This is a genomic window from Streptomyces sp. NBC_01077 (assembly GCF_045162855.1).
GTDB lineage: Bacteria > Actinomycetota > Actinomycetes > Streptomycetales > Streptomycetaceae > Streptomyces.
The window spans coordinates 202,167-220,769 of the sequence record NZ_CP108669.1 but is presented as its reverse complement, the minus strand read 5'-3'; the positions used below and the strand labels follow the sequence as shown (position 1 = coordinate 220,769).

General features: G+C 63.4%; 11 protein-coding genes. 5 read left to right on the top strand and 6 right to left on the bottom strand.

The window, feature by feature from the left end:
• Window positions 1–200 precede the first annotated feature (200 nt).
• Both OG462_RS01030 and OG462_RS01025 read right to left on the bottom strand, forming a co-directional pair.
• Entirely contained in the window at window positions 201–587 is a 387-nt protein-coding gene (locus OG462_RS01030) for an ATP-binding protein (protein ID WP_406053667.1), read from the bottom strand.
• An 836-nt stretch (window positions 588–1,423) separates the two neighbouring features.
• Window positions 1,424–1,777, bottom strand: coding sequence for a transposase family protein (locus OG462_RS01025; RefSeq protein ID WP_406053665.1), 354 nt, complete (start codon window positions 1,775–1,777; stop codon window positions 1,424–1,426).
• Between the two features lie 2,443 nt (window positions 1,778–4,220).
• Here OG462_RS01025 and OG462_RS01020 point away from each other — a divergent pair.
• Genes OG462_RS01020 through OG462_RS01010 form a run of 3 tightly spaced genes read left to right on the top strand, consistent with a single transcriptional unit; the run spans window position 4,221 to window position 6,858 of the window.
• Entirely contained in the window at window positions 4,221–4,613 is a 393-nt protein-coding gene (locus OG462_RS01020; protein WP_406053663.1) for a hypothetical protein, read from the top strand.
• 29 nt (window positions 4,614–4,642) lie between these two features.
• Complete coding sequence (locus tag OG462_RS01015) at window positions 4,643–5,272, top strand: DUF5987 family protein (RefSeq protein ID WP_406053662.1); 630 nt, start codon at window positions 4,643–4,645, stop codon at window positions 5,270–5,272.
• A complete protein-coding gene (locus OG462_RS01010) occupies window positions 5,269–6,858 on the top strand; it encodes a GMC family oxidoreductase N-terminal domain-containing protein (RefSeq protein ID WP_406053660.1) in 1,590 nt (529 codons plus the stop codon). The genes OG462_RS01015 and OG462_RS01010 overlap by 4 nt, the downstream gene beginning before the upstream one ends.
• Before the next feature lie 461 nt (window positions 6,859–7,319).
• Here OG462_RS01010 and OG462_RS01005 read toward each other — a convergent pair whose 3' ends face one another.
• The 3 genes from OG462_RS01005 to OG462_RS00995 form a co-directional block, all read right to left on the bottom strand.
• Window positions 7,320–9,143: an alpha/beta hydrolase family protein gene (locus OG462_RS01005; RefSeq protein ID WP_406053658.1), complete on the bottom strand. Its 1,824-nt coding sequence runs from the start codon at window positions 9,141–9,143 to the stop codon at window positions 7,320–7,322.
• Window positions 9,107–10,153 (bottom strand): lanthionine synthetase LanC family protein, encoded by a 1,047-nt coding sequence (locus tag OG462_RS01000; protein ID WP_406053656.1) that lies wholly within the window; start codon window positions 10,151–10,153, stop codon window positions 9,107–9,109. Before OG462_RS01000 ends, OG462_RS01005 begins: the two co-directional genes overlap by 37 nt.
• Before the next feature lie 173 nt (window positions 10,154–10,326).
• Window positions 10,327–12,072, bottom strand: coding sequence for an ABC transporter ATP-binding protein (locus OG462_RS00995; protein WP_406053654.1), 1,746 nt, complete (start codon window positions 12,070–12,072; stop codon window positions 10,327–10,329).
• 922 nt (window positions 12,073–12,994) lie between these two features.
• Here OG462_RS00995 and OG462_RS00990 point away from each other — a divergent pair.
• Both OG462_RS00990 and OG462_RS00985 read left to right on the top strand, forming a co-directional pair.
• Window positions 12,995–13,171 (top strand): hypothetical protein, encoded by a 177-nt coding sequence (locus OG462_RS00990; protein ID WP_406053652.1) that lies wholly within the window; start codon window positions 12,995–12,997, stop codon window positions 13,169–13,171.
• A 771-nt stretch (window positions 13,172–13,942) separates the two neighbouring features.
• On the top strand, window positions 13,943–16,621 hold the full coding sequence (locus OG462_RS00985) for a LuxR C-terminal-related transcriptional regulator (RefSeq protein WP_406053650.1): 2,679 nt from the start codon (window positions 13,943–13,945) through the stop codon (window positions 16,619–16,621).
• A gap of 268 nt (window positions 16,622–16,889) precedes the next feature.
• Here OG462_RS00985 and OG462_RS00980 read toward each other — a convergent pair whose 3' ends face one another.
• Window positions 16,890–18,599, bottom strand: coding sequence for a thiamine pyrophosphate-binding protein (locus OG462_RS00980; RefSeq protein ID WP_406053648.1), 1,710 nt, complete (start codon window positions 18,597–18,599; stop codon window positions 16,890–16,892).
• Window positions 18,600–18,603: the final 4 nt, after the last annotated feature.

Genomic DNA, 18,603 nt, shown 5'->3' with positions numbered 1-18,603 from the left:
CTGTGGCGAGGGGAAGTCCTGACGATTTGCCGCAGTCTCCGATCCTCGAGCACGCTGTAGTTCGACTCGATCAGCGTGAGAAAGAGAATCGTGACGTCGTGTGCTGGCAGATCGCACACGCAGCACCTGGCATCGAAGGCGGAGCATGCATGCATCGGTGTTTCCCTTCATCAGGAAGAACGGACGCTCTGGTGAGGGATCTACTGCTTGTGGAGGTGGGCCACGGCGAACGTGCCGAGCGAGCTGCTGCTGACTGCGAAACTATCTGCTAGCGCGGAGACCAGCTGCAGCCGGTAGGAGCCGGCCCCGGCGTCCGGTGTTAGGGGCGTCGCCGCCGGAGGGCCGGTGTGGTGGAGAATAACGGTGATTCCACCATCGGCGTAGACTAGCTGCAGCCGTATCGGATGCCCGACGTGATGTACGGCGTGGGCGACAAGCTCACCAACAAGTAGGCATACGGCGCTGACTAGTTCGGCGTCGAGCTTCCATCGGCGCAGGTGCGGGCGAACAAGACGCCGAGAGGCAGGAGCGGCGTCAACTGATGGAGGAAGGTGCCACAGGGCGCTCCAGTCGGTCACGGTGGTCATCTGTACAACAGTCCGTGATACTCGAGCTTCGAGCCGAGGCGGTCAGGATCCGGCGGGCGGATGTTGCGGTGACCGGCCCGGAGAGGCAGATGGTTCGCACGAGACCCGGCTCCTGGGTCCTTGCGTGCAGGTGGAAAGGCCATGCCCGTTCTCTCCTTGCTGACGCTACCGGCGATCCGCCAATCAGATGTCGGCGCATGTGGGGATGCCTGCTGGGGCACCCGATGCGAGTCGGGTAGCTGATAGAGTAGACAGCCCGATGATCAGCCCGGGGTGACACCCCTCGCCAGAGCACCTGGTACTCGTTCCGCCGTAACACCTGTCGAACGCTCTACCCTTCCATCTTGACCGTGCGTAAGCTCCGGCCGTGTATCCCTGAAATGGATGCCACGTCTGAGATGCGCGGCGTAGCAGGTCGGTTTCAGTGGGTAGTCGACGGCTTTGGCTGCCTGTGCGTCTGACGAGATCGTGCTGTGTGCAGCGACTATCGGGATCTGGCGGATCACGGGGCTGACACCCGATGTGATCGCTGAACTCATTGCCGAGGTACTACCAACCCCGCATCGACGGCTGGGCCGTCCACCAGGATCTTGACCAGGCCCAGCTGGCGGGCATGGGCGATGTCCGCGCAGCGCCCGACCTGGCCGGGCTGCAGAACAGCATCCGCCCGTTCTGGTCGGTGAGGACCATGGTCCTGACGGCGTTCTGCTCGTTCTTCCCAGAGATGAACGTGTCCCGGTCCTTGCGTCCAGCAGCCGGCGGACCCGGATCCCGGTGCCGTCGATGATCCCGGTCTGCCCACTGACGCCGAGGTGGCCGATGACTTCGGCCAGTGTTCACAGCAGGACGCCGGGGCTGATCGGGCACCCCCGCTCGGCGGGCAACGGCCGTATCTCGCCGATGGCCCGGGTGATGGTGGAGTGGTCGACTCCGAACCAGCAGGCCAGCACGTCATGAGTGGCACCGTGACGGAGATGGACGAGGGCGGCCAGAAGCCGGCCGGCGAACACGAACCGGTGCTTCGCACCGGCGCCCGCAGCACGCTTCCGCGGCCGAGAGGTCAGTTTGGCCTGGTGACACTCATGCCACAACGGGTCTAACTCGGTGATGAGTTCAGCGATCACATCGGCCGACAGCCCCGTGATCCGGCGATTGCTGACGATCACTGCACGAGTCACGGTCCCCACCACCCGACCATGATCAACCACCCGAAGCCCGACGTCACACCGCTTACCGTGCACGAACTCGTTAGGGCTCGCAGAAGAACAACACGCGGACGAGCAACGCGCTGACCTGCTGTGTCAAGGCCTAAAACACGCAAGTTTATTCTCTGCGAGCCCTTAGTCGTCCCGGTTCAGCGGGTTCCTTTGCCTAACGGGCCGCGAGGGGGTCGGCGGATGCTGCGCCTTGCGCTCGGAGGCGATCAGGAGACCGAAGAGCGTATCGATTGTGCGTTGCCGGAAGAGGCACGGACAAGCGGCTGTGTTGCGGATGCTGCAAAGAAGAGCCATCTCATCCTCCAGGGCGAGTGTCGGTATTGGCCGGCAGAATGCCCGGTTTGCCCGCTTATTGATCGCTATGCTGCTAGGGTTTCCCCTCGCAGTCCTGAGCAGACGCTACTTACGTCACGCCGTGTCGGCATATGGGTCTCAAATGTAACTCTATGTGATGTAGGTGAGAGTCTTCAGAGGGTGTTGCCAGTCCAGCTCTCTCAATCGCCCAAGGCCCGGCCCAGCGTGCTGGCGCGTGCGTGGGGATGGAACAACACGGCGCTTGCTGCGCGGTTGGGTATCGAGCGTAAGACGGTGGCTAGGTGGTGGACCCGGTTCTGCGGGACCGGCTCGGTGGCTTGCCGGACGAGTCACCGCCGCGGTTCCGCGGACCATCACCGATGCCGGGGTGGAAGAGGCCGCGGTCCGCCCCCTCGAAGCAGGGCCGGAGGCCGTATGGCCGACCGCGTAGGCCGCCCCTGCGTGAACTGCGTCGCCACATCGGTGCCGGGCCGATGCGGATCCTGTTCGACGTACTTGTTGGGCCGCTTGCCCGGCCGACGATACGCGGCGTGGACCGGACCGTTCCACACGGTCTCCTTCAACGGCTCCAGCTCCATCAAGGTCCCCGAGAGTGACAGGAATGTGGACTGGGTGGGGTCGCAGAGCCGCGGCGGCTACCCGAGGGCGGAGTCGAATACCTCGGCGAGACCGGCATCCGGGCCCTGATCGGCGCGGTGTCCGGCCTCACCGACGTGGGCGAGACTGACTACGCTCGCCAGCTGCAGCGCCATGCGCCCCGACGAGCTCAGCCTTATGAGGCAAGGGTTTCGACGCCCTTGCCTTCGTGGCCGGTACCGGTACCGGCGCCCAGTTCCTTGGCCGACTCCTACCTGTCCCTCCGCGGTCCCTCGCGGCCCGCATCGTCGAAGTGACTGTCACCGTCACTGCGATCTGCAAGGACGGCACCTCGTTCACCAGCTCCTACCGCCTCGCCACCGCATTGACCGACGCCACCCTGCCGGACCTCTTGTCGCCCTCTGCCGTCGGCGGTGGGATCACGAGTCCGCCTACTTCGCGCTGCGGCACACTCGCTGACCGGCCGACGTGCTCCGCTCTGGCGGCGTCGAGCAGGCGATGTGTGGGCCATGCTCCCGCTCTACCGGGGCCCTGCGCATGGTCATGGCGGATGTCGCTGAGCCCGGCCGGGCACTGCCCCGGACCGCTGCGGCTTCACCACCGCCCGGGATCTGGTCGTCCAGGCCACAGGCATCACCGGACACGGCACGACCGGCGCCATCGGCTAGCGGATCCTGGCCCAGCTCCTCTCACTCAGGCGGCCACGCGTTCGCACCCGCACGGTCAAGTCACCGATCTCGCGTGACCACGACCGCCGGCAAGACGACCGCCCGGACACCAGCCGCACCGTCACCGGTCTGCCCGGCACCGTCCTCGAACCCGAGCCAGTCTGCTACCGCGTGGTCGCCCCCGGACCTGGGGAATGCATGGCCGCGAAAGCTCTCCGATCCTCACGATGTGCAGGTCGAACGGGAACCGCCACCTTATGCTCGCGCCAGCCTCTGCCCGCTGCACGCGGTGCCCTCCTCGGTGCCCACGCAGGTACTCGGGCCCTCTTGAGCGTAGCGAGGCTCCGACCACGACTGTGGCGACGACCGTACCCGAACGCCGCCCTTGTCACGCCGCGGTGCCTGACACCCAGTCCCAGGGGATCTGACTGAGGGGCAGAGATGAAGTGGACGGACCCAGTCATCGCATCATCTGTGCATGACTCACTGCTCCGCCTCTTGTACCCGACGGTAGGTTACTGCATCCTCTGTGTGCTGGTCCTGACGCCTCGTGACGTCACGACACTGGCGTTCCTGAGTCATTGTTGTCCCGCTCCGCTTCGGGAGGTCTCATGTCTTCGCTGCGCATACGTACTTCAGTAGTGTCCCTTGTTCTAGGGACATGTGCTGCGCTCATTCCCAGCACCGCGTCCGGTGCTTCGACCACACACACTCTGCCGGTTTCATCTGAGGATCACGTAGGGCCCTTCGTCGAGCCTGGGTTTGCCAGCGCATGCGAATGGCACAGGTTCGGGGAGGGGGAACGCCCGTCCTGGCGACTGATGTTCGCTGATCCGTTGTGCATCGAGTACAGCAAGCGTGACATCACGATCGACAACGGTGGGGCGACCCAGTTTCTGCTGGCCGAACCATCCCGATTCGCCGTGGCCTCGATCACCTGTCGCTACTACCAGAAAGACCACTGGAGTGTTCAGTCCACCTCGGGGGCCGTCCCCTGGGTGACCTGGGATGGCCAGTACTGGTGGGACAAGCGGGCGCGGCGCGGCGGCGCACGACTGACGAACTTCAAGGTACAAGGTCAGGCGGTCGGCATCGGTGATGCCGTTCTGGCCCTCCGCCCGCGCTTCCCGCAACTTGCCGATGCCCTCGATGACTACGGCAGGACCTCTGGGGAGAGCGGTATGACGGTGGACTTGCCGATGGATCTCTACTGCGCAGCGACGGGGTGACAGCAGTGCCCCCGTTGGACCGCCGGGCGGTGATCAAAGCGTTGACGGCTGCAGTCGGCATCTCGGTCGGGCAGCCGGCCTCTTGGCTGCCCGCTGCTGCGGCCGTCAACGAAACGAATTGGACGGTGCAGACCTTGGAGGCCTTCGCCGACACCCTCGTCCCTGGAGAGCGCCGCTTCTCTGGGGACGTGCCGATCGCAGGTGTGGTGCAAGGGCCCGGGGCGGTGCAGGCGGGCGCCGTGCAGGTACTGCAGTCTCCCGACCTGCCCCTGTTCCCCTTCTTGCCGGGCATCGCCGCACTGCTCAATACACGAGCAACCGCCTATGCGGCGATCCGCCTGATCTGGCTGCCGGTGACTCGACCGGCCTTCGTCGGGTTGTCATTCGCCCACCGCACAGCGCTAGTCAGCAGCTTGTTCGACGCCAACGACCTAGATCGACAGATCTGGCAGATGCTGAGCCTTCTGACAAGTCTGGCCTTCGACAGTGCCAGCCACCTCGACACCTCTGCGGCCGTCGAGCAGCATCACTCGGGGCTCGCCTGGTTGGGCTTCCCGCCGCCGGACACGGACGGGCTCTGGAGGTTCTCTCAGTTCTCCTACGGCAGGGCCCTCGCAGATCTCCATCCGAAGACGACCGCTTCAGGAAGCCCGGCATGAACCAGCAGACGACAGATGTCCTGGTAGTAGGTAGTGGATTCGGCGGCGCGATCCCTGCATATCATCTTGCGGCCGGCGGTGCGCGAGTCACGATCCTGGAGCGTGGCCCTCGCCTGACGGCAGGGCAATTCGAACAGTCCATGGAGCTCGGTAAGTTCAATCGGATCGTCGACGTGATCCAAGGGGACGGCGTTTCCGTGCTCGCTGGCAACTGTGTAGGTGGAGGCAGTGTCGTCTACTTCGCAGCTTCCTTGCGCGCTCCAGCACTGGCTTTCGAACGGCGTGGCAGTATCGGACAACGCATTTGGCCTGCCAAGCTGACGCGCACCACTCTGGACCCCTGGTATGACCGGGTCGAGGAGGCGCTTCCCGTGGCTCGTGCGAACTGGAACGATGTCTCCTATGCCGGTGGCGTGTTCGCAGCCGCCTGCCAGCGAGCCGGACACACCTGCAATCCTGTCCCGCTGGCGGTAGATCTTACGGCCTGTACCAACTGTAACTGGATGCTGTCCGGTTGTCGGTTCGATGCCAAACGCTCGATGCTTTTGAACTACCTACCGGCGGCGGAGTCGCACGGTGCCGTTGTGCGCCCGCTCCATGAGGTCCAACTCCTTACACCGTCATACGTTCCCGGCTATCGGTACGCGGTCGGCTATACGGTCCTGGATGGCGATGACTACACTTGCACCGTCGAGTCAGGTGTCATTCATGCGAAGGTGGTCGTCCTGGCTGCAGGGGCAGTCGGCACCCCGGTGATTCTGCAGCGCTCGTCATTGTTCCTGGGTGGAGTGCCGGCTGCCGTAGGCAAGTACTTCTCGGGAAACGGCGACCGAGTCAGCGTCGCCGACATCGACGAAGGCAGGGTGCGCTCTCTTCTGGGGCTGTCCCGATCTGATGACATGGCCTACCAGGCATTGCCCATTGGGCGTCCTATCACTGCTGCGACCTATGACTACCTGAACCCGGACGCTCCAGAATTCGAGCGATTCACCCTTCAACAGATATACTTCCCACCGCTGACGAACCTGCTTGCGCAGGCGGCAGGTTCGCCGGGCTGGTTCGGGATCGCTAAACGTGACATGCGCGCTCGCTGGCAGTCGTGGCTCACCCTCCTGGCGATGACCGAAGACGACAATGAGGGAACCTTCGGCTCGCCGCCTGTCACGGGAGGCTTCACTCGCCTGGCTCCAGGACTGGGGAAGGGCACCATGCGGTATCACCCCACTTTCCGCACGCGGCACTCGTGGAGTGTCGCAGATGATGCACTCCGACAGATCGTGGAGAAGGACGGACTCGGTCGAGCGCGCCCCTGGAGCGAGCAGGTAGCCGGCACCGTCACGGCCCATCCACTGGGATCGGTGCGCATCGGCGACAACCCCGCGACCAGTGCACTGAACGCCAATCACGAACTGCGCGGATGCCCCGGAATCTTCGTCACAGACGGGTCGGCCGTGCCCGCTTCCCTGACCGTCAACCCGTCTCTGACCATCGCTGCGTTGGCCGAGCGCGCGAGTCCCGTGATCACAGACCGGACGGCCGAGGCCGGTGTCGCTGTCCGCTACCTTGCCACCTTGCCAGCGAGATAAGAGTGCATGCCCCTGTGAGACACGGAGAGACGAGAAGCCAGCGTAAGGGGAGTTGCGAAGCAGCTGGGGCGAACCGCTGTCCGTCTTGCTCCGCACGCTCTGGGACTGCTCGGGCCCCGTCCTCCCAGCACAGCCTGGGCGGAAGGGGAGGGGATGGAGAGCAGTGGGCGGAGGATGTTGCCAGCCGATTGTATAACTGCTGTTGTCTCTGTTGATGGCTCTGATGCCGGTGTGGCGGTCCAGGAAGGAGCGGATTGCCGGGGTCTTGTGGGTGGCGTAGTTATCACACAGCAGGTGGACGTCGAGGCCGTCGGGAAACCTCTCGATCGATCTTGGCGAGGAACTTCTTGAACTCCACCGCCCGGTGTCGGGGTGCAGAGGGGAGATGGCCTTTCCAGCGATGGTGTCGAAGGCTCGGACGTCCGAAGAGCACTGCCATTCTGTCTCCGGAACCCGAGTGGTCATCGGCCGAGGAAGTCGGCTATCCGATGGTTGATCGAGCGCCCGTTCTGATCGAGCAGGGGACTGTGCCCGGCATCAGGTGCCTCGATGAACTCCAGATCAGCGCCATATCGGAGGTCGATGAGCTGCTGATGGAGTGTGCGACTCTGAGATATCGGGACAATAGAATCTGCGGTGCCGTGGACCAAGAGGATTTTTGCGCGCAGCGCCTGAGCGGTCCGTAGCAGGTCACGAGAGCCGATGCGATCGGTGATCTCGGTACGACCTCCGAGACGGTTCAGCAGGTTACGGACGGGCGTCGTGGCCTCGGAGTAGAGACGCTTGCCGCTGAGAAAGGGCGCCACAGCCACACAATGCGACCATCGGGCGGGCTGCGTGGAGGCTGTGAGCAGCGCCAGGAACGCCCCGTAACTCGTGCCGTAGATCATCAGCCGGTTTTCGCGGTGAGGCCGACGCATGGTGGCGATGTGGTCGGCGATGTAGTGGATGTCTGCCAGATCCGGCCCGCCCCAAGCGTCTTGAATGGCCGTCTGATGTCGATGCCCGTACCCCGTGCTTCCGCGTTGGTTGACAGCGATCACGGTGAAGCCGCAGTTGGCAAGGTGCACAAGCGATGGATTGAAGGCGGCCTGCCAATGAGCCTCGGGTCCACCATGAAGGGCGATAACCACCCGGTGCGCGGTGGTCCATGATTCCCCGTAGACGAGTGCTTCCACCGACCCCGCGGGCGTGGAGAACGATTCGGTCCTGACGGAGAGACAGGGGACCGATTCGCCGGCAGGCTGCACGGCGAGGCGGGCCCGACGTGCCGATGCATCGCTGACTGTGGCGAGTGTGAGCTGACGGACGGGCGTGGAGACAGGGAAACGCAGAACTCCGTCGTGGCAGGCACCGCTTGCAGTCACCACCCCGAGAGGCATCGGCACCTGCTCCTGGAAGCCGTTTGCGAGCCGATGGCGGATCATACAGGAACGCACCCCACGGTCGACCGCCAGGTACAGCGCAGAGCCGAGCGTGTCGAAGGCCACCGGACGAATAACGGCGTCGAGATCGTTGACATGCGGTGGCAAAAGCACGATGTTCTGCGCAATGAGCAGGATCGGGTCGAGTTGTGCGGTGGCCAGCCTCGGCCGTTCGGGGAGTCCGACGGCCAGCAATAACTGGCTTCTGCCCGGCTGGGTGAGGAGGATCTGCACTCCTTGCTGATCTGGTACCAAGGGGGACAGGATTCCCGTGTCCGTGTCGAGGCAGACAGGCTCACCGTGGTCGTCACGGCTTAGCCGGTTGAAGGCGACGTGGCGCCCCGACGGTTCCAGAGAGAGACCACCCTTGAGCGTGCCATGCGTGGTGATCAGTGGAGACGGCGGCCCGTCCGTGCTGAGTTTCCATACGATGGTGCCAAGGTCTGTGTAGCTCATGGCGAGTCCTGGTGCGCCTTGGGCAAGCTGACAAATGAGAGCCGGAACAACCTGCCCCGGCCCCTGGATGGTGCCCTCATGGAGAGCAGGTATCCGCAGCAGCTCGTGCTGGCTGCCATTCGGCGTGAGCACAGTGATGGTCCCGGCATCGTCGACGCCCACCTGGGCAAAGCCTGCAGCCGGCACGCTGAGCGGCCAGCTTCGAACCGGTTCCCCAATACTCCAACGCTCGATCATCCATCGCTCGCCGGAGAGCAGCAGGCACACGCTGTGCCTGCCGTTGGGCGAGAACCGGAAGGCGCCACGTGACGTGTCGGGATGCCCGGACTCAACGAGAGCCCCATCGGCGGAGAGAGATGCGCCATTCTCTAGCGGAACAGGAGAAGAGCTGACCATGAGGAGCATACTCCGTGTGCGTAGTCGTACAGGGCCAGCGCGATTCCCGACGCGCCGTCGAGGAACTCCGGTGAGTCCAAGGCTCCGGACTGGCGGAACTGAGGGAACCCGAACGTGGTGCGGGGGTTCCAGTAGTCCAGTGCACCCTCGGCGGCCGAATCGGCCAGGCGCTTGAGCCGGGGGTCAGGGTCTCGACTCATCACAGTCAGCGCGGCCTGGAGCACGCCGCTGTAGCCACAGCACAGTGCAGGCCCGCTCACCGCCCAGTGGCCTCGAGGGGATGCGTCGAGCGAGACGAGTGCCCCGATTCCTGCGTCGACGAGAGGTTGATCATTCAATGCCCTGCCTGCAAGATGAATGGCTGTCGCAATCCCCGTCGACCCGGCGCACCAGCGGTGATCCGGAGCGGGCGAGCCAACCGGATGGCCACGGCCGACGCTCGCGGGCCACGTCCAGGTCCCGGCATAGCGCTGGGCGAGAAGCCATTCGGCTGTGGAACGGATGACGTCGTGCTGACCCTTTACGTAGTTGCCTTTAGACAAGGCAGTGGAGAGAAATGCCAGGGGACCTGAGACCCCGCGGGCCATACCCAGCTCCGCCTCGCCCCGGCGGGAATCCTGCCTCGAGGACGCCCATAGACCTGACATGCGGTCATCCAAGCCTGTGAGTAATTCGGTGAGCACCTCGAGTGCAGCTTGAAGTCCGGGCTCGGCCGGGGAGTAGCCACTGTGGAGTCCGAGCAAGAGCATCCGTCCCAGACCGGCCAGGCCGCTGACAGCGTCGTAGTCCGCGACCGCCAGATGCCGGCCACCGCCGCGGCGCTGCACCCTGCATCGCTCCGCGAGACTCTCGGCCTGGTCGCTCAGCCGAGCTGTGCCCGAAAGGAGGAGCGGTCGCAGCCGAGGATCGCCTGTCATTGCATTGACGATGAGAGCGGTACTGATCGCTCCAGTCACACCTCGGAACAGATTGCTTGGATGCGCAGGCAACACCTGCGTGATCGTGCGCAGATGCTCCACGGCGGACTCTGCGAACTGAGGGCTTCCGAAAGCAAACCTGGCGGCGAGCATTGCGCAGCCCGGCAGAGACACATGTACAGGAATCGGCCTCTGTGTCAGGTCCAAGACACGTGCGGTGACCCTGACGCGCTCTGCTACATCGGCAGATACATACTTGGCTCTTTCAGCAGTGGTCACGCCTGGCTTTCCTGCCGAGGGGAATTCTGGGCCGGGAGACTGTACTGGTGACGTTGCGCCTGGTACATACGGGCAAAGGATCCACCAAGGGACATGAGTTGATCGTAAGTGCCGGCTTCTGTGAGACGACCCTCGTCGAGGTGATAGATCCGGTCGGCGTATCGAATCGAGCCAAGCCTGTGCGTGATCAGTACGACCGTCTGGCCATTGCTGGCGAGACGCATCAGTTTGTCGAAAGTCTCTATCTCGGTCAGAGGATCGAGAGCAGCTGTCGGCTCGTCGCAGATCAGGATCTGAGCATCCCGGAAGTGCCCTCGGGCCAGGGCCATGCGCTGCCACTGCCCGCCGGAGAGATTGACTCCACCCTCGAATTCTCGAGCCAGTAGGGTGTCCCACTTCTCGGGGAGACCGGCCACGATCTCATCTGCCTCCGCGAAGCTCGCAGCAGCAGCCAAACGGGCTTCCTCATTGTCGGTTCCTGGCCGTCCGAGCGTGGCGTTGAGCCGAGCAGTGAACGGCCAGCGATGGAAATCCTGCCCGATCCACGCCACCCGAGAGAACAGCGAAGCGCGGTTCAGGCTGCTGACATCCACTCCGTCCCAGGTGATGGAGCCCTGCTCCGGCTGGTGCAGTCCGGCAAGGAGTCGCGCCAGAGTGCTCTTGCCGCTTCCGTTGACGCCCACCAGCGCGATGATCTCACCCCGGCGCAGCTCCAGATCGACCCCCTGTACAGCCGGCTTCTCACTGCCCGGATACGTGAACTGAACATTCCGAACAGCGATGTGCGAGGGGTACTCAGACACTTCCCGGCCATCTACCGGTATGGCGTGGGTAGCTGCCTGGTCCATCGTCCTGGTGTAGTCCGCAACAAACAGCCCATGTGTGTAGAGGTCGTTGAACTGCAGCAAAAGGGAGGTCAACTGTCCTGTCACTCGCGTGATCGCAATGACTGCCGTGGCAGCTGTAGCCAGCGGTACTGCGCCTGTCACCAGGAGCCACCCCAACGCAACGTACGTCAGCACACGTGCAATCCCACCTGCGGCATCGGCGATGACTCCCACCACGGCCTGGCGCTTCGCCAGCCGAGAACGCTCGCCCTCCAGGGCGCCTGCCAGCCGGCGATAGTGGCCCAGCAGGAAGTCGGCCAGCCCGTGCACCCTTACCTCTTCGGCCGGAGCACCTTGTGCCGTGAGAACTTCTGCGAGGACGCTCTTCTGTCGGCTTTGGTTCATCCACTTCATTGCGGAGAGGTACTCCCAACGCGCAGTGGTGACTGCTTTCCAGGCCTGCGGGATGACGGCCAGGAGCAGGAGCGGTACAAGGAGTGGATGCATCATAGACACCGCGCTGGCCATGGCCGCGACACTGAGCATGGCCCCGGCTGACGACAGCACGCTGGAGGTCAGTTGCTGGGTGGCAGTCACACCAAGCTTGGCGCCGGCCAACGAGCGTTGGAACGCTCCGTCCTCAAGCACAGAGAGCTCGACTCGCGCAGCGTGCTCCAGCATTCTCTGCTCTGCAGCCCGCTGAACCTTCGGTGCGAGCGTGCCCTGCGCAGCCGTGGCCAGCGCACGCGTCAGTGAACCCACAGCAAGGACAAGGCCGACCACCAGCAGCGCCGGCACAGCTGCTCGCACACGTTCCGGCGTGGGGCCGGCGGCCAGCAACCCGATCAGCACTTTGTTGACGGCTAACAGACCAAATGCGCTCACCGCTGCTTGCACCACCTGGGCAAGGCCCACTGCGAGAAAGGCCCTTCGATCAGCGCGCCAGGAGGTCCGGAGCGCAAACCGAGCCAACGACGGCAAGGCTCTCGCTGTCGTCCAGAAGCCAACTTCTGACGCAGCCGAGACGTGGGATACCCACGCTCCGTTCATCCGTATACCGGACCCGTACAGCGGATCGTGCGCCACGCGGTACCTCGTTCCCATGGTCAGCATGCGCCTGGCGCGGTTGCCATCGGCGGCCGTTCGCTCGGGGCGTCCATTGATCGACAAGACAGCCATTCTCGGTCCGCGCCGTGACCGGGGGCATGAGTATCAACTACCTGCACTGGCCGCCGCTGCCGGGTGCGAGTCCGCAGGACACCGTCCAGACACAGGATGACAACCGCTTTCTCGACCCTTCACTGAGGTCTTCGGGCCGCCGTCAGTCGTGACCCGTCATGGTCCCTGCCACGTGCCGACTGGGTGAGATATACGAAGGGTGGGAGCCTCGCCACGGAGCGTCGGGCGTTTCGCAAGAAGAGCCGGCTTCAGGCCGGCAGGCGGTTCGCAGTGAGTGAGATGACTGCGGTGATCGCGGAGGATCTGCGGGTGAGTGTGCGGTCGGCAGAACGCCAGCGTCGTGCCTGGCGCGAGGGTGGGATGGAGGGCCGGTGTTCCGTGGGTCGGGCGCCCCCCGGACGTCGCCGATGCCTGGTTCGGCGTGCTGGAGGAGAAACTCGGCAAAGGCCCCGGCAGCGCACGGCTTCGACGACGAACGCCGGCCCCTGTTCCGGCTTGAGACCGTGACCGCCGCGGCCGCAGGTGGGTCTGCCGGCGGCAACGGTGCGGCGGCTGCTAAAACGGCACGACTGCCCCCTGGCAGGCACCCGCCCGCGGAGCCCTGGAGCGTGACGAGTACGCGGTGGAACTCTGGACACGACACACTCCCGTCATCCGCGTGCGTGGCAGGTTCCGCCGCCTGACCTCGGTCTCCGACCTGTGCAGCTACAAACCCGGCGAGAAGAGCCGGCTCATCGACCGACCCCGCACCCATCTTCTATTCAAGGGCGCACGCAAGTGCTTCTCCTGCAAGACCATCGCGACCTCCTGGTGCGGGGCACACATCCATGCCTGACGGCCCGATCGTTGTGGTCTGGGACAGACAATCTCAACACCCATCCGGCCGCCGGGCTGCAGCCGTACGACGCCGAACACGACCGGTTCACCACCATCGACTGCCGACGCGCCCGACCCGAACCCCGTCGAAGCCGTCTGGCGAATCGTGCCCAAGCGACACTGCCTTCGCCGTACCCGACGACCTCGACCGCAAGCTCCGCCGCGAGTTACGCAGGATCCAGCCCCGCCCCGCGTGGTCGACGCCTGCCCCACCGCCACCAGCCTGGCCATCAACCCACCGGCCTCGCCCTGAAAACGTCAACAGGTAGCGCGGGCATCGACTTGCGGCTTCGTTCATAGCGGTGAGCTGACCAGAAGGTGCCGCCGCGCCCGGCGGGGCGGGGCAAGCCTACGTTCACCACAGGCGCCGACGACGCCAGGCAGACGCCGATACCGACAGAAGGCCCATCAGCCTGCATGGTTCGGGAGTGGTCCCGGGCCCGGCCGCTGGGCCAGGGCATCTGCATCCGGGCCATGACCATGTGAACGCGGGCGGCAGCGCCTGTCTGTGCCGAGGTGGATCTCGGTTTTCGGTCCGCGACGGGGCCTTGGCCGAGAGGTAATTGAGTGGAGTAGTGAGTACTCACGTCGACCTACTCATATCCCGGTAGGCATTGACACACCGGCGAGCAATTGAGTGTGCACATTGTCATTAAAAATGCCGACAGTGGCCGCCTGGACTCTCAGCGAACTGGCGGGCAGCAGACGGCTTCTAGTGAGGTAGCAAGTAGTGAGTAGTCTGATCGGGGCTGCAGGAACAGACGGCTCTGCGAGGTCTGCCGACCTCACTCGGTGGCCTTTCGTCGGCAGACAAACGCAGCTGAACGCCTTCGCCGAGACGCTGGCAGCACGGCGGAGCTACGGGTTTGTAGTGTGCGGGCCATCAGGTGTCGGCAAGTCACGGCTGGCCGAAGAGTGCCTGGCAAGCGCAGTGCGCGCCGGATTCCAAGGCGCTCACGCTGTAGCAAGCGCAGCTGCTGCGGCAATGCCGCTGGGCGCAATCGCACATCTCGTCCCGGACGGCATCGACCTCAATGACCCGGTTTCAGCATCGGCAGATGTAGCCGCCGGTCTGAAGAGGCGCACTCGCCGAGTCATCCTGTGGGTGGACGACCTGCACCTGCTGGACGCGACAACCGCGACGCTGTTGCGGCAGCTGATGGACGACGAGTTGGTGCGACTGATCGCCACTGTTCGTGCCGGAGAACCCACGAGCGACGCGGTCAAAGCACTCTGCCTTGGCGCCTCCGTGCACCGGGTAAATTTGTCCGAGCTGAAACAGAAGGAGAGCGAGCAGCTCCTCAAGGCCGTGCTCGGAGGGCCGGTGGGCCGGCGCACCGCGCAACGGCTGCATGCAAGATCGGGCGGGAATCTCCTGTACCTGCGTGAACTAGTACGCGGAGCCATGGACACCGGAAGCCTCGTTCATGACGGAGAAGTGTGGCGCCTGTCCGCTACATCACTCTCGGTCCTCCCGACACTGACTGAGTTGGTCGAGTTCCGCCTGGCAGCCGCCGGCCCGAAGGAACGGCCTGTGCTGGAGCTACTTGCGCTGTGCGGGCCGCTGACGTTGGACGATGCAGAATGCGTGACGTCACCGGCAGAGCTCAACAAACTGGAGAAGGCAGGGCTGATCCGCACGATGGAATATCGGAGTCGGACGGCCGTAACCCTCGTTCATCCGCTGTACGGAGAAGTGCTCCTCAAGAACACTTCCGTCCTTCGGCGCCGGAACCTTCTCCGGGGCCAAGCACAACGAAAGGAAGCGCTGGGTGCCCAGAGACGAGAAGATCTCCTTCGCATTGCCATCTGGAGACTGAACGCGTCCGAAAGCGTAGATCCTGATCTCCTGATCCAGGCAGCCACCTTGAGCTTTCACGCGCACGACTACCCCCAGGCGGTCGCTCTCCTGGAGGCCCTGCCCGATGCAAGGCACACGACATCGACTCGAGTTCTCCTTGGCCACGCACTGACCGAACTTGGGAGATGGCAATCCGCGGAGAGTGTGCTCTCTGTTGGTGACGCACATGCTGCCGACGAGCAAGAAAGGCTGGAGGTCGCGCTAGCTCGTATTATGAACCTCTTCTGGCTCGGACAGGAGACCGAGAAGACGCTGGAGGTCGTAGACAGTGCCCTGCTGCATGTCACTAACCTCTCGGGCCAACGAACACTGCGGATCATCGAAGGCTACGTTCGGGTCATCTCAGGCCAGCCGGATCATGGATTGAAGCTCCTCGAAGAACACATGGAAAGAGAAGCCGAAACCAGCCACGACTGCAGCACTTGGCTCCTCGGCGCACTCATGAAGACCATCGCGCTTACTGCAGTCGGGCGCACCGCCGAAGCAATGACCTGGGGAAAACACGCCCATGACATTCATGTAAGAGCCTACAAGGAAAAGCGCCCCGTGCCTCATCCTGCAACGCAGCTGATTCATCATGCGTGGACAGAATCCGGCATGCTTACCGAAAGCATCGCAACGGGGGAGCAGACGTTCCGCGCGTTGATGGCCACTGCTGGCACAACAGAGCCACGAATCTGGACCGCGTTCTTGACAGGACGAGCAGAATGGCAAGCAGGTCATCCAGGAGTGGCTCACCGATGGTTTTCAGAAGCGCTGGCTCCTGCACGGGAAAGCCAGCACCTCAGGGCACTACCGCTGACCCTGTCGTACCTGGCAGCGACGGCGGCAGTGCTCGGCGACTTCAGCACTACAGAATCATCCCCGCCGGACACCCGCGCATACCCCACGACGGGGTGGCTCACTGGGGAAGAGTTTCTGGGAGAAGCGTGGATACTGGCAGCCCGTGGACAGACGGCAGATGCCAGACGAGTGCTCACGAAAGCTGTAGCCAGAGCCCGCGCCGGGCATTTCTTCACATCTGAGATTCTACTCCTGACGGATCTGGCCCGACTCGGTGGCGCTAGGGAGGCGACCGGACGGCTTTCTGAGCTGGCAGAATTCTGCGATGGAGCGTTCACGCCAGCACGGGCTCACTTCGCCTCAGCTCTGGCAGCCAACGATCCAGACGAACTAATGGCTGCCGCTGATCAACTCGAGGATCTCGGCGCGGATCTTCTGGCTGCAGAAGCCGCTGCTGCTGCAGCCACGACGCTTCGTCGTCTGGGCGAGTCCCGAATGGCCGCTGCAGCGCGGAACCGCGCCGCAATCGTCTCCGGACGATGCAATGGGGCCCGCACACCTCTTCTGGGGTTGACAGAAGCAACTGCAGCACTGACAGCACGTGAACGAGAGATCGCTCAGTTGGCTGCAGGCAGCCTCACAAGCAAGGAAATCGCTGAGATGCTGAGTTTGTCTGCACGAACCGTGGAAAACCATTTGCAGCGCGCCTTTACCAAGCTGGGTATCACGAACCGGCGAGACCTGCGGCGGGTTCTACGCTTGTGACCGACGGTCAGCTGCAGCTGGCAGAAGATTGCACCGCCGCGCTCCTCAGCCCGACCTCGACTGGCCTTAACCAAGGCACCTGGCACTGCGAAGTCGGCGCAACTCCATCCACTGGAGTCTTGACCATCGGACGCCGGCAACGGACCGGCCCCTCAAATCGCTGGAAGTGAGGGGCACCCGGGCGCGGTCCGTTGCCGGCGTGGCAGTTGTCGCAGGCTCCGCTTCTAAAATTTGCGCACGGCGAGGAGAAGGCGAGCGCCGGCCAGGGTCAGTCGTTTCTGAATCCCGCAACGGTTTTGGCACGTTCAGCCAGCGGGGGAGAGATTTCTGCATCCACGTGAACTTCGATCACCGTTGGCCCCGAAACGGTGATCGCCTCTCTGAGGACGTGGCCGATCTGACCTGGCTGATCAACTTCCCACACTGGGATCCCCATGGCACCGGCAATGGCTGCCGCGCTGATCCGCTTATTGTTCACGATGCATTGCATGGCGCGCCCACCGTTCACGAGTTTGCTGCCATGATAGGAGATTCCGTGCCCCTGGTTGTTCTCCACGATCCACACAACGGGGATGTCATATTCACGGGCCGTCAACAGATCCATTCCGTTCATCGTGAAGCACGCGTCACCCACGATTGCGATAATCGGTGTTCCCGGACACCCCAAGGAAGCCCCAATAGGGGCCACTGTGCCGTGTCCCATTGACCCGAATCCCATGTTAAGAATGAAGCGTTGATCATTTCGCATCTGCAGGTGTCGCAGATTGAAAAGCATGTGTCCGCCGATGTCGGAGAAGACGATGGCATCCGATGGTAGTGCGTGATTCAATTCGGCACGCCAAACAGCCGGACCGAGTTCTGCGGCAGACGAGCCTTCGGATACATTGACAATCTCCGGGATGCTTCTGCTACCCGGGATCGCAGATGTGGCCGGCTGAGGGGAACTGTCATGTGCTTGGAGACGCTTCAACAGCTCTGCGAGTGTCGCTTCGGTGTCGCCCACCAGGGCAATATCCACGGGGTAATTTCGACCTATGCGTGCCGGGTCGATATCGAGTTGAATGATGCGGCGTTCATGTCCAATTCCGGCGTGCCAGTTAAATGTAGTAGTTTCGTTCATAGACGCGCCAACAACGAGTAAGGTGTCGACGGAATCTTCCACGAGGGCCGATTGCGCGGCTGGACTGCCTGCCAGACCGCAGACCCCCAGGGAAAGCGGATGATCTTCTGGAAACACCCCCTTCGCACGTGGTGTGGTGGCCGTGGGAGCGCCAAGGTGAGTGGCCACCTCTTCCACTAGGCGCCTGGCTCCGAGCGACGAAGCACCCGACCCGACGAGGACGACGGTGCGCTGTGCTTGAGTCAGAAAAGCTGCAGCCAGCTCGACCGCAGGAAGATCCACAGGCCGCGAGGGTTCTATCGCGGTGCTTGCCACGAGGGGCTCGTCAACTGGCTGTTGCCAGAAGTCGACCGGCACATTCAGATGTACGGGGCCCGGACGGCCGCTCAGAGCCAGGGTGATGGCCCGCCGAAAATGACGAGAGAACTGTGCAGGCGACGGCACCATAGCGGAGTACTTGGTCACTGGACCAAAAATCCCGACGATATCGATATCTTCACGTGCCGTTTCTTGAGCCGCACCCCTGCCCAAGGTATGGCTCGGAGCCTGTCCAGTTATCACAAGCATAGGTACACCGTCCGCAAAGGCAGCCGCCACACCAGTCAGTAGGTTGGTAGCGCCCGGACCTGATGTGGCGGCAGCCACGGCAATTCTTCCACTCGCCCGAGCGTATCCATCAGCCATGAAAGCAGCACCACCTTCATGGCGGGCCACGACAACCGAGAATTCTTCGTCCTGCTCGACTCTGTCGAAGAACGGATGTATCAGACCGCCGGGAATTCCGAACACCGTAGTGATGCCCTGATTTTTGAGGTGGTGCATGGCTACGTCGATGAGCAGGTTTGGATAGTTCGACACCGGT

Coding starts and splice junctions, on each gene's coding strand:
- OG462_RS01030 (WP_406053667.1), bottom strand. CDS start 587: ATGACCACCGTGACCGACTGGAGCGCCCTGTGGCACCTTCCTCCATCA.
- OG462_RS01010 (WP_406053660.1), top strand. CDS start 5,269: ATGAACCAGCAGACGACAGATGTCCTGGTAGTAGGTAGTGGATTCGGC.
- OG462_RS01005 (WP_406053658.1), bottom strand. CDS start 9,143: ATGCTCCTCATGGTCAGCTCTTCTCCTGTTCCGCTAGAGAATGGCGCA.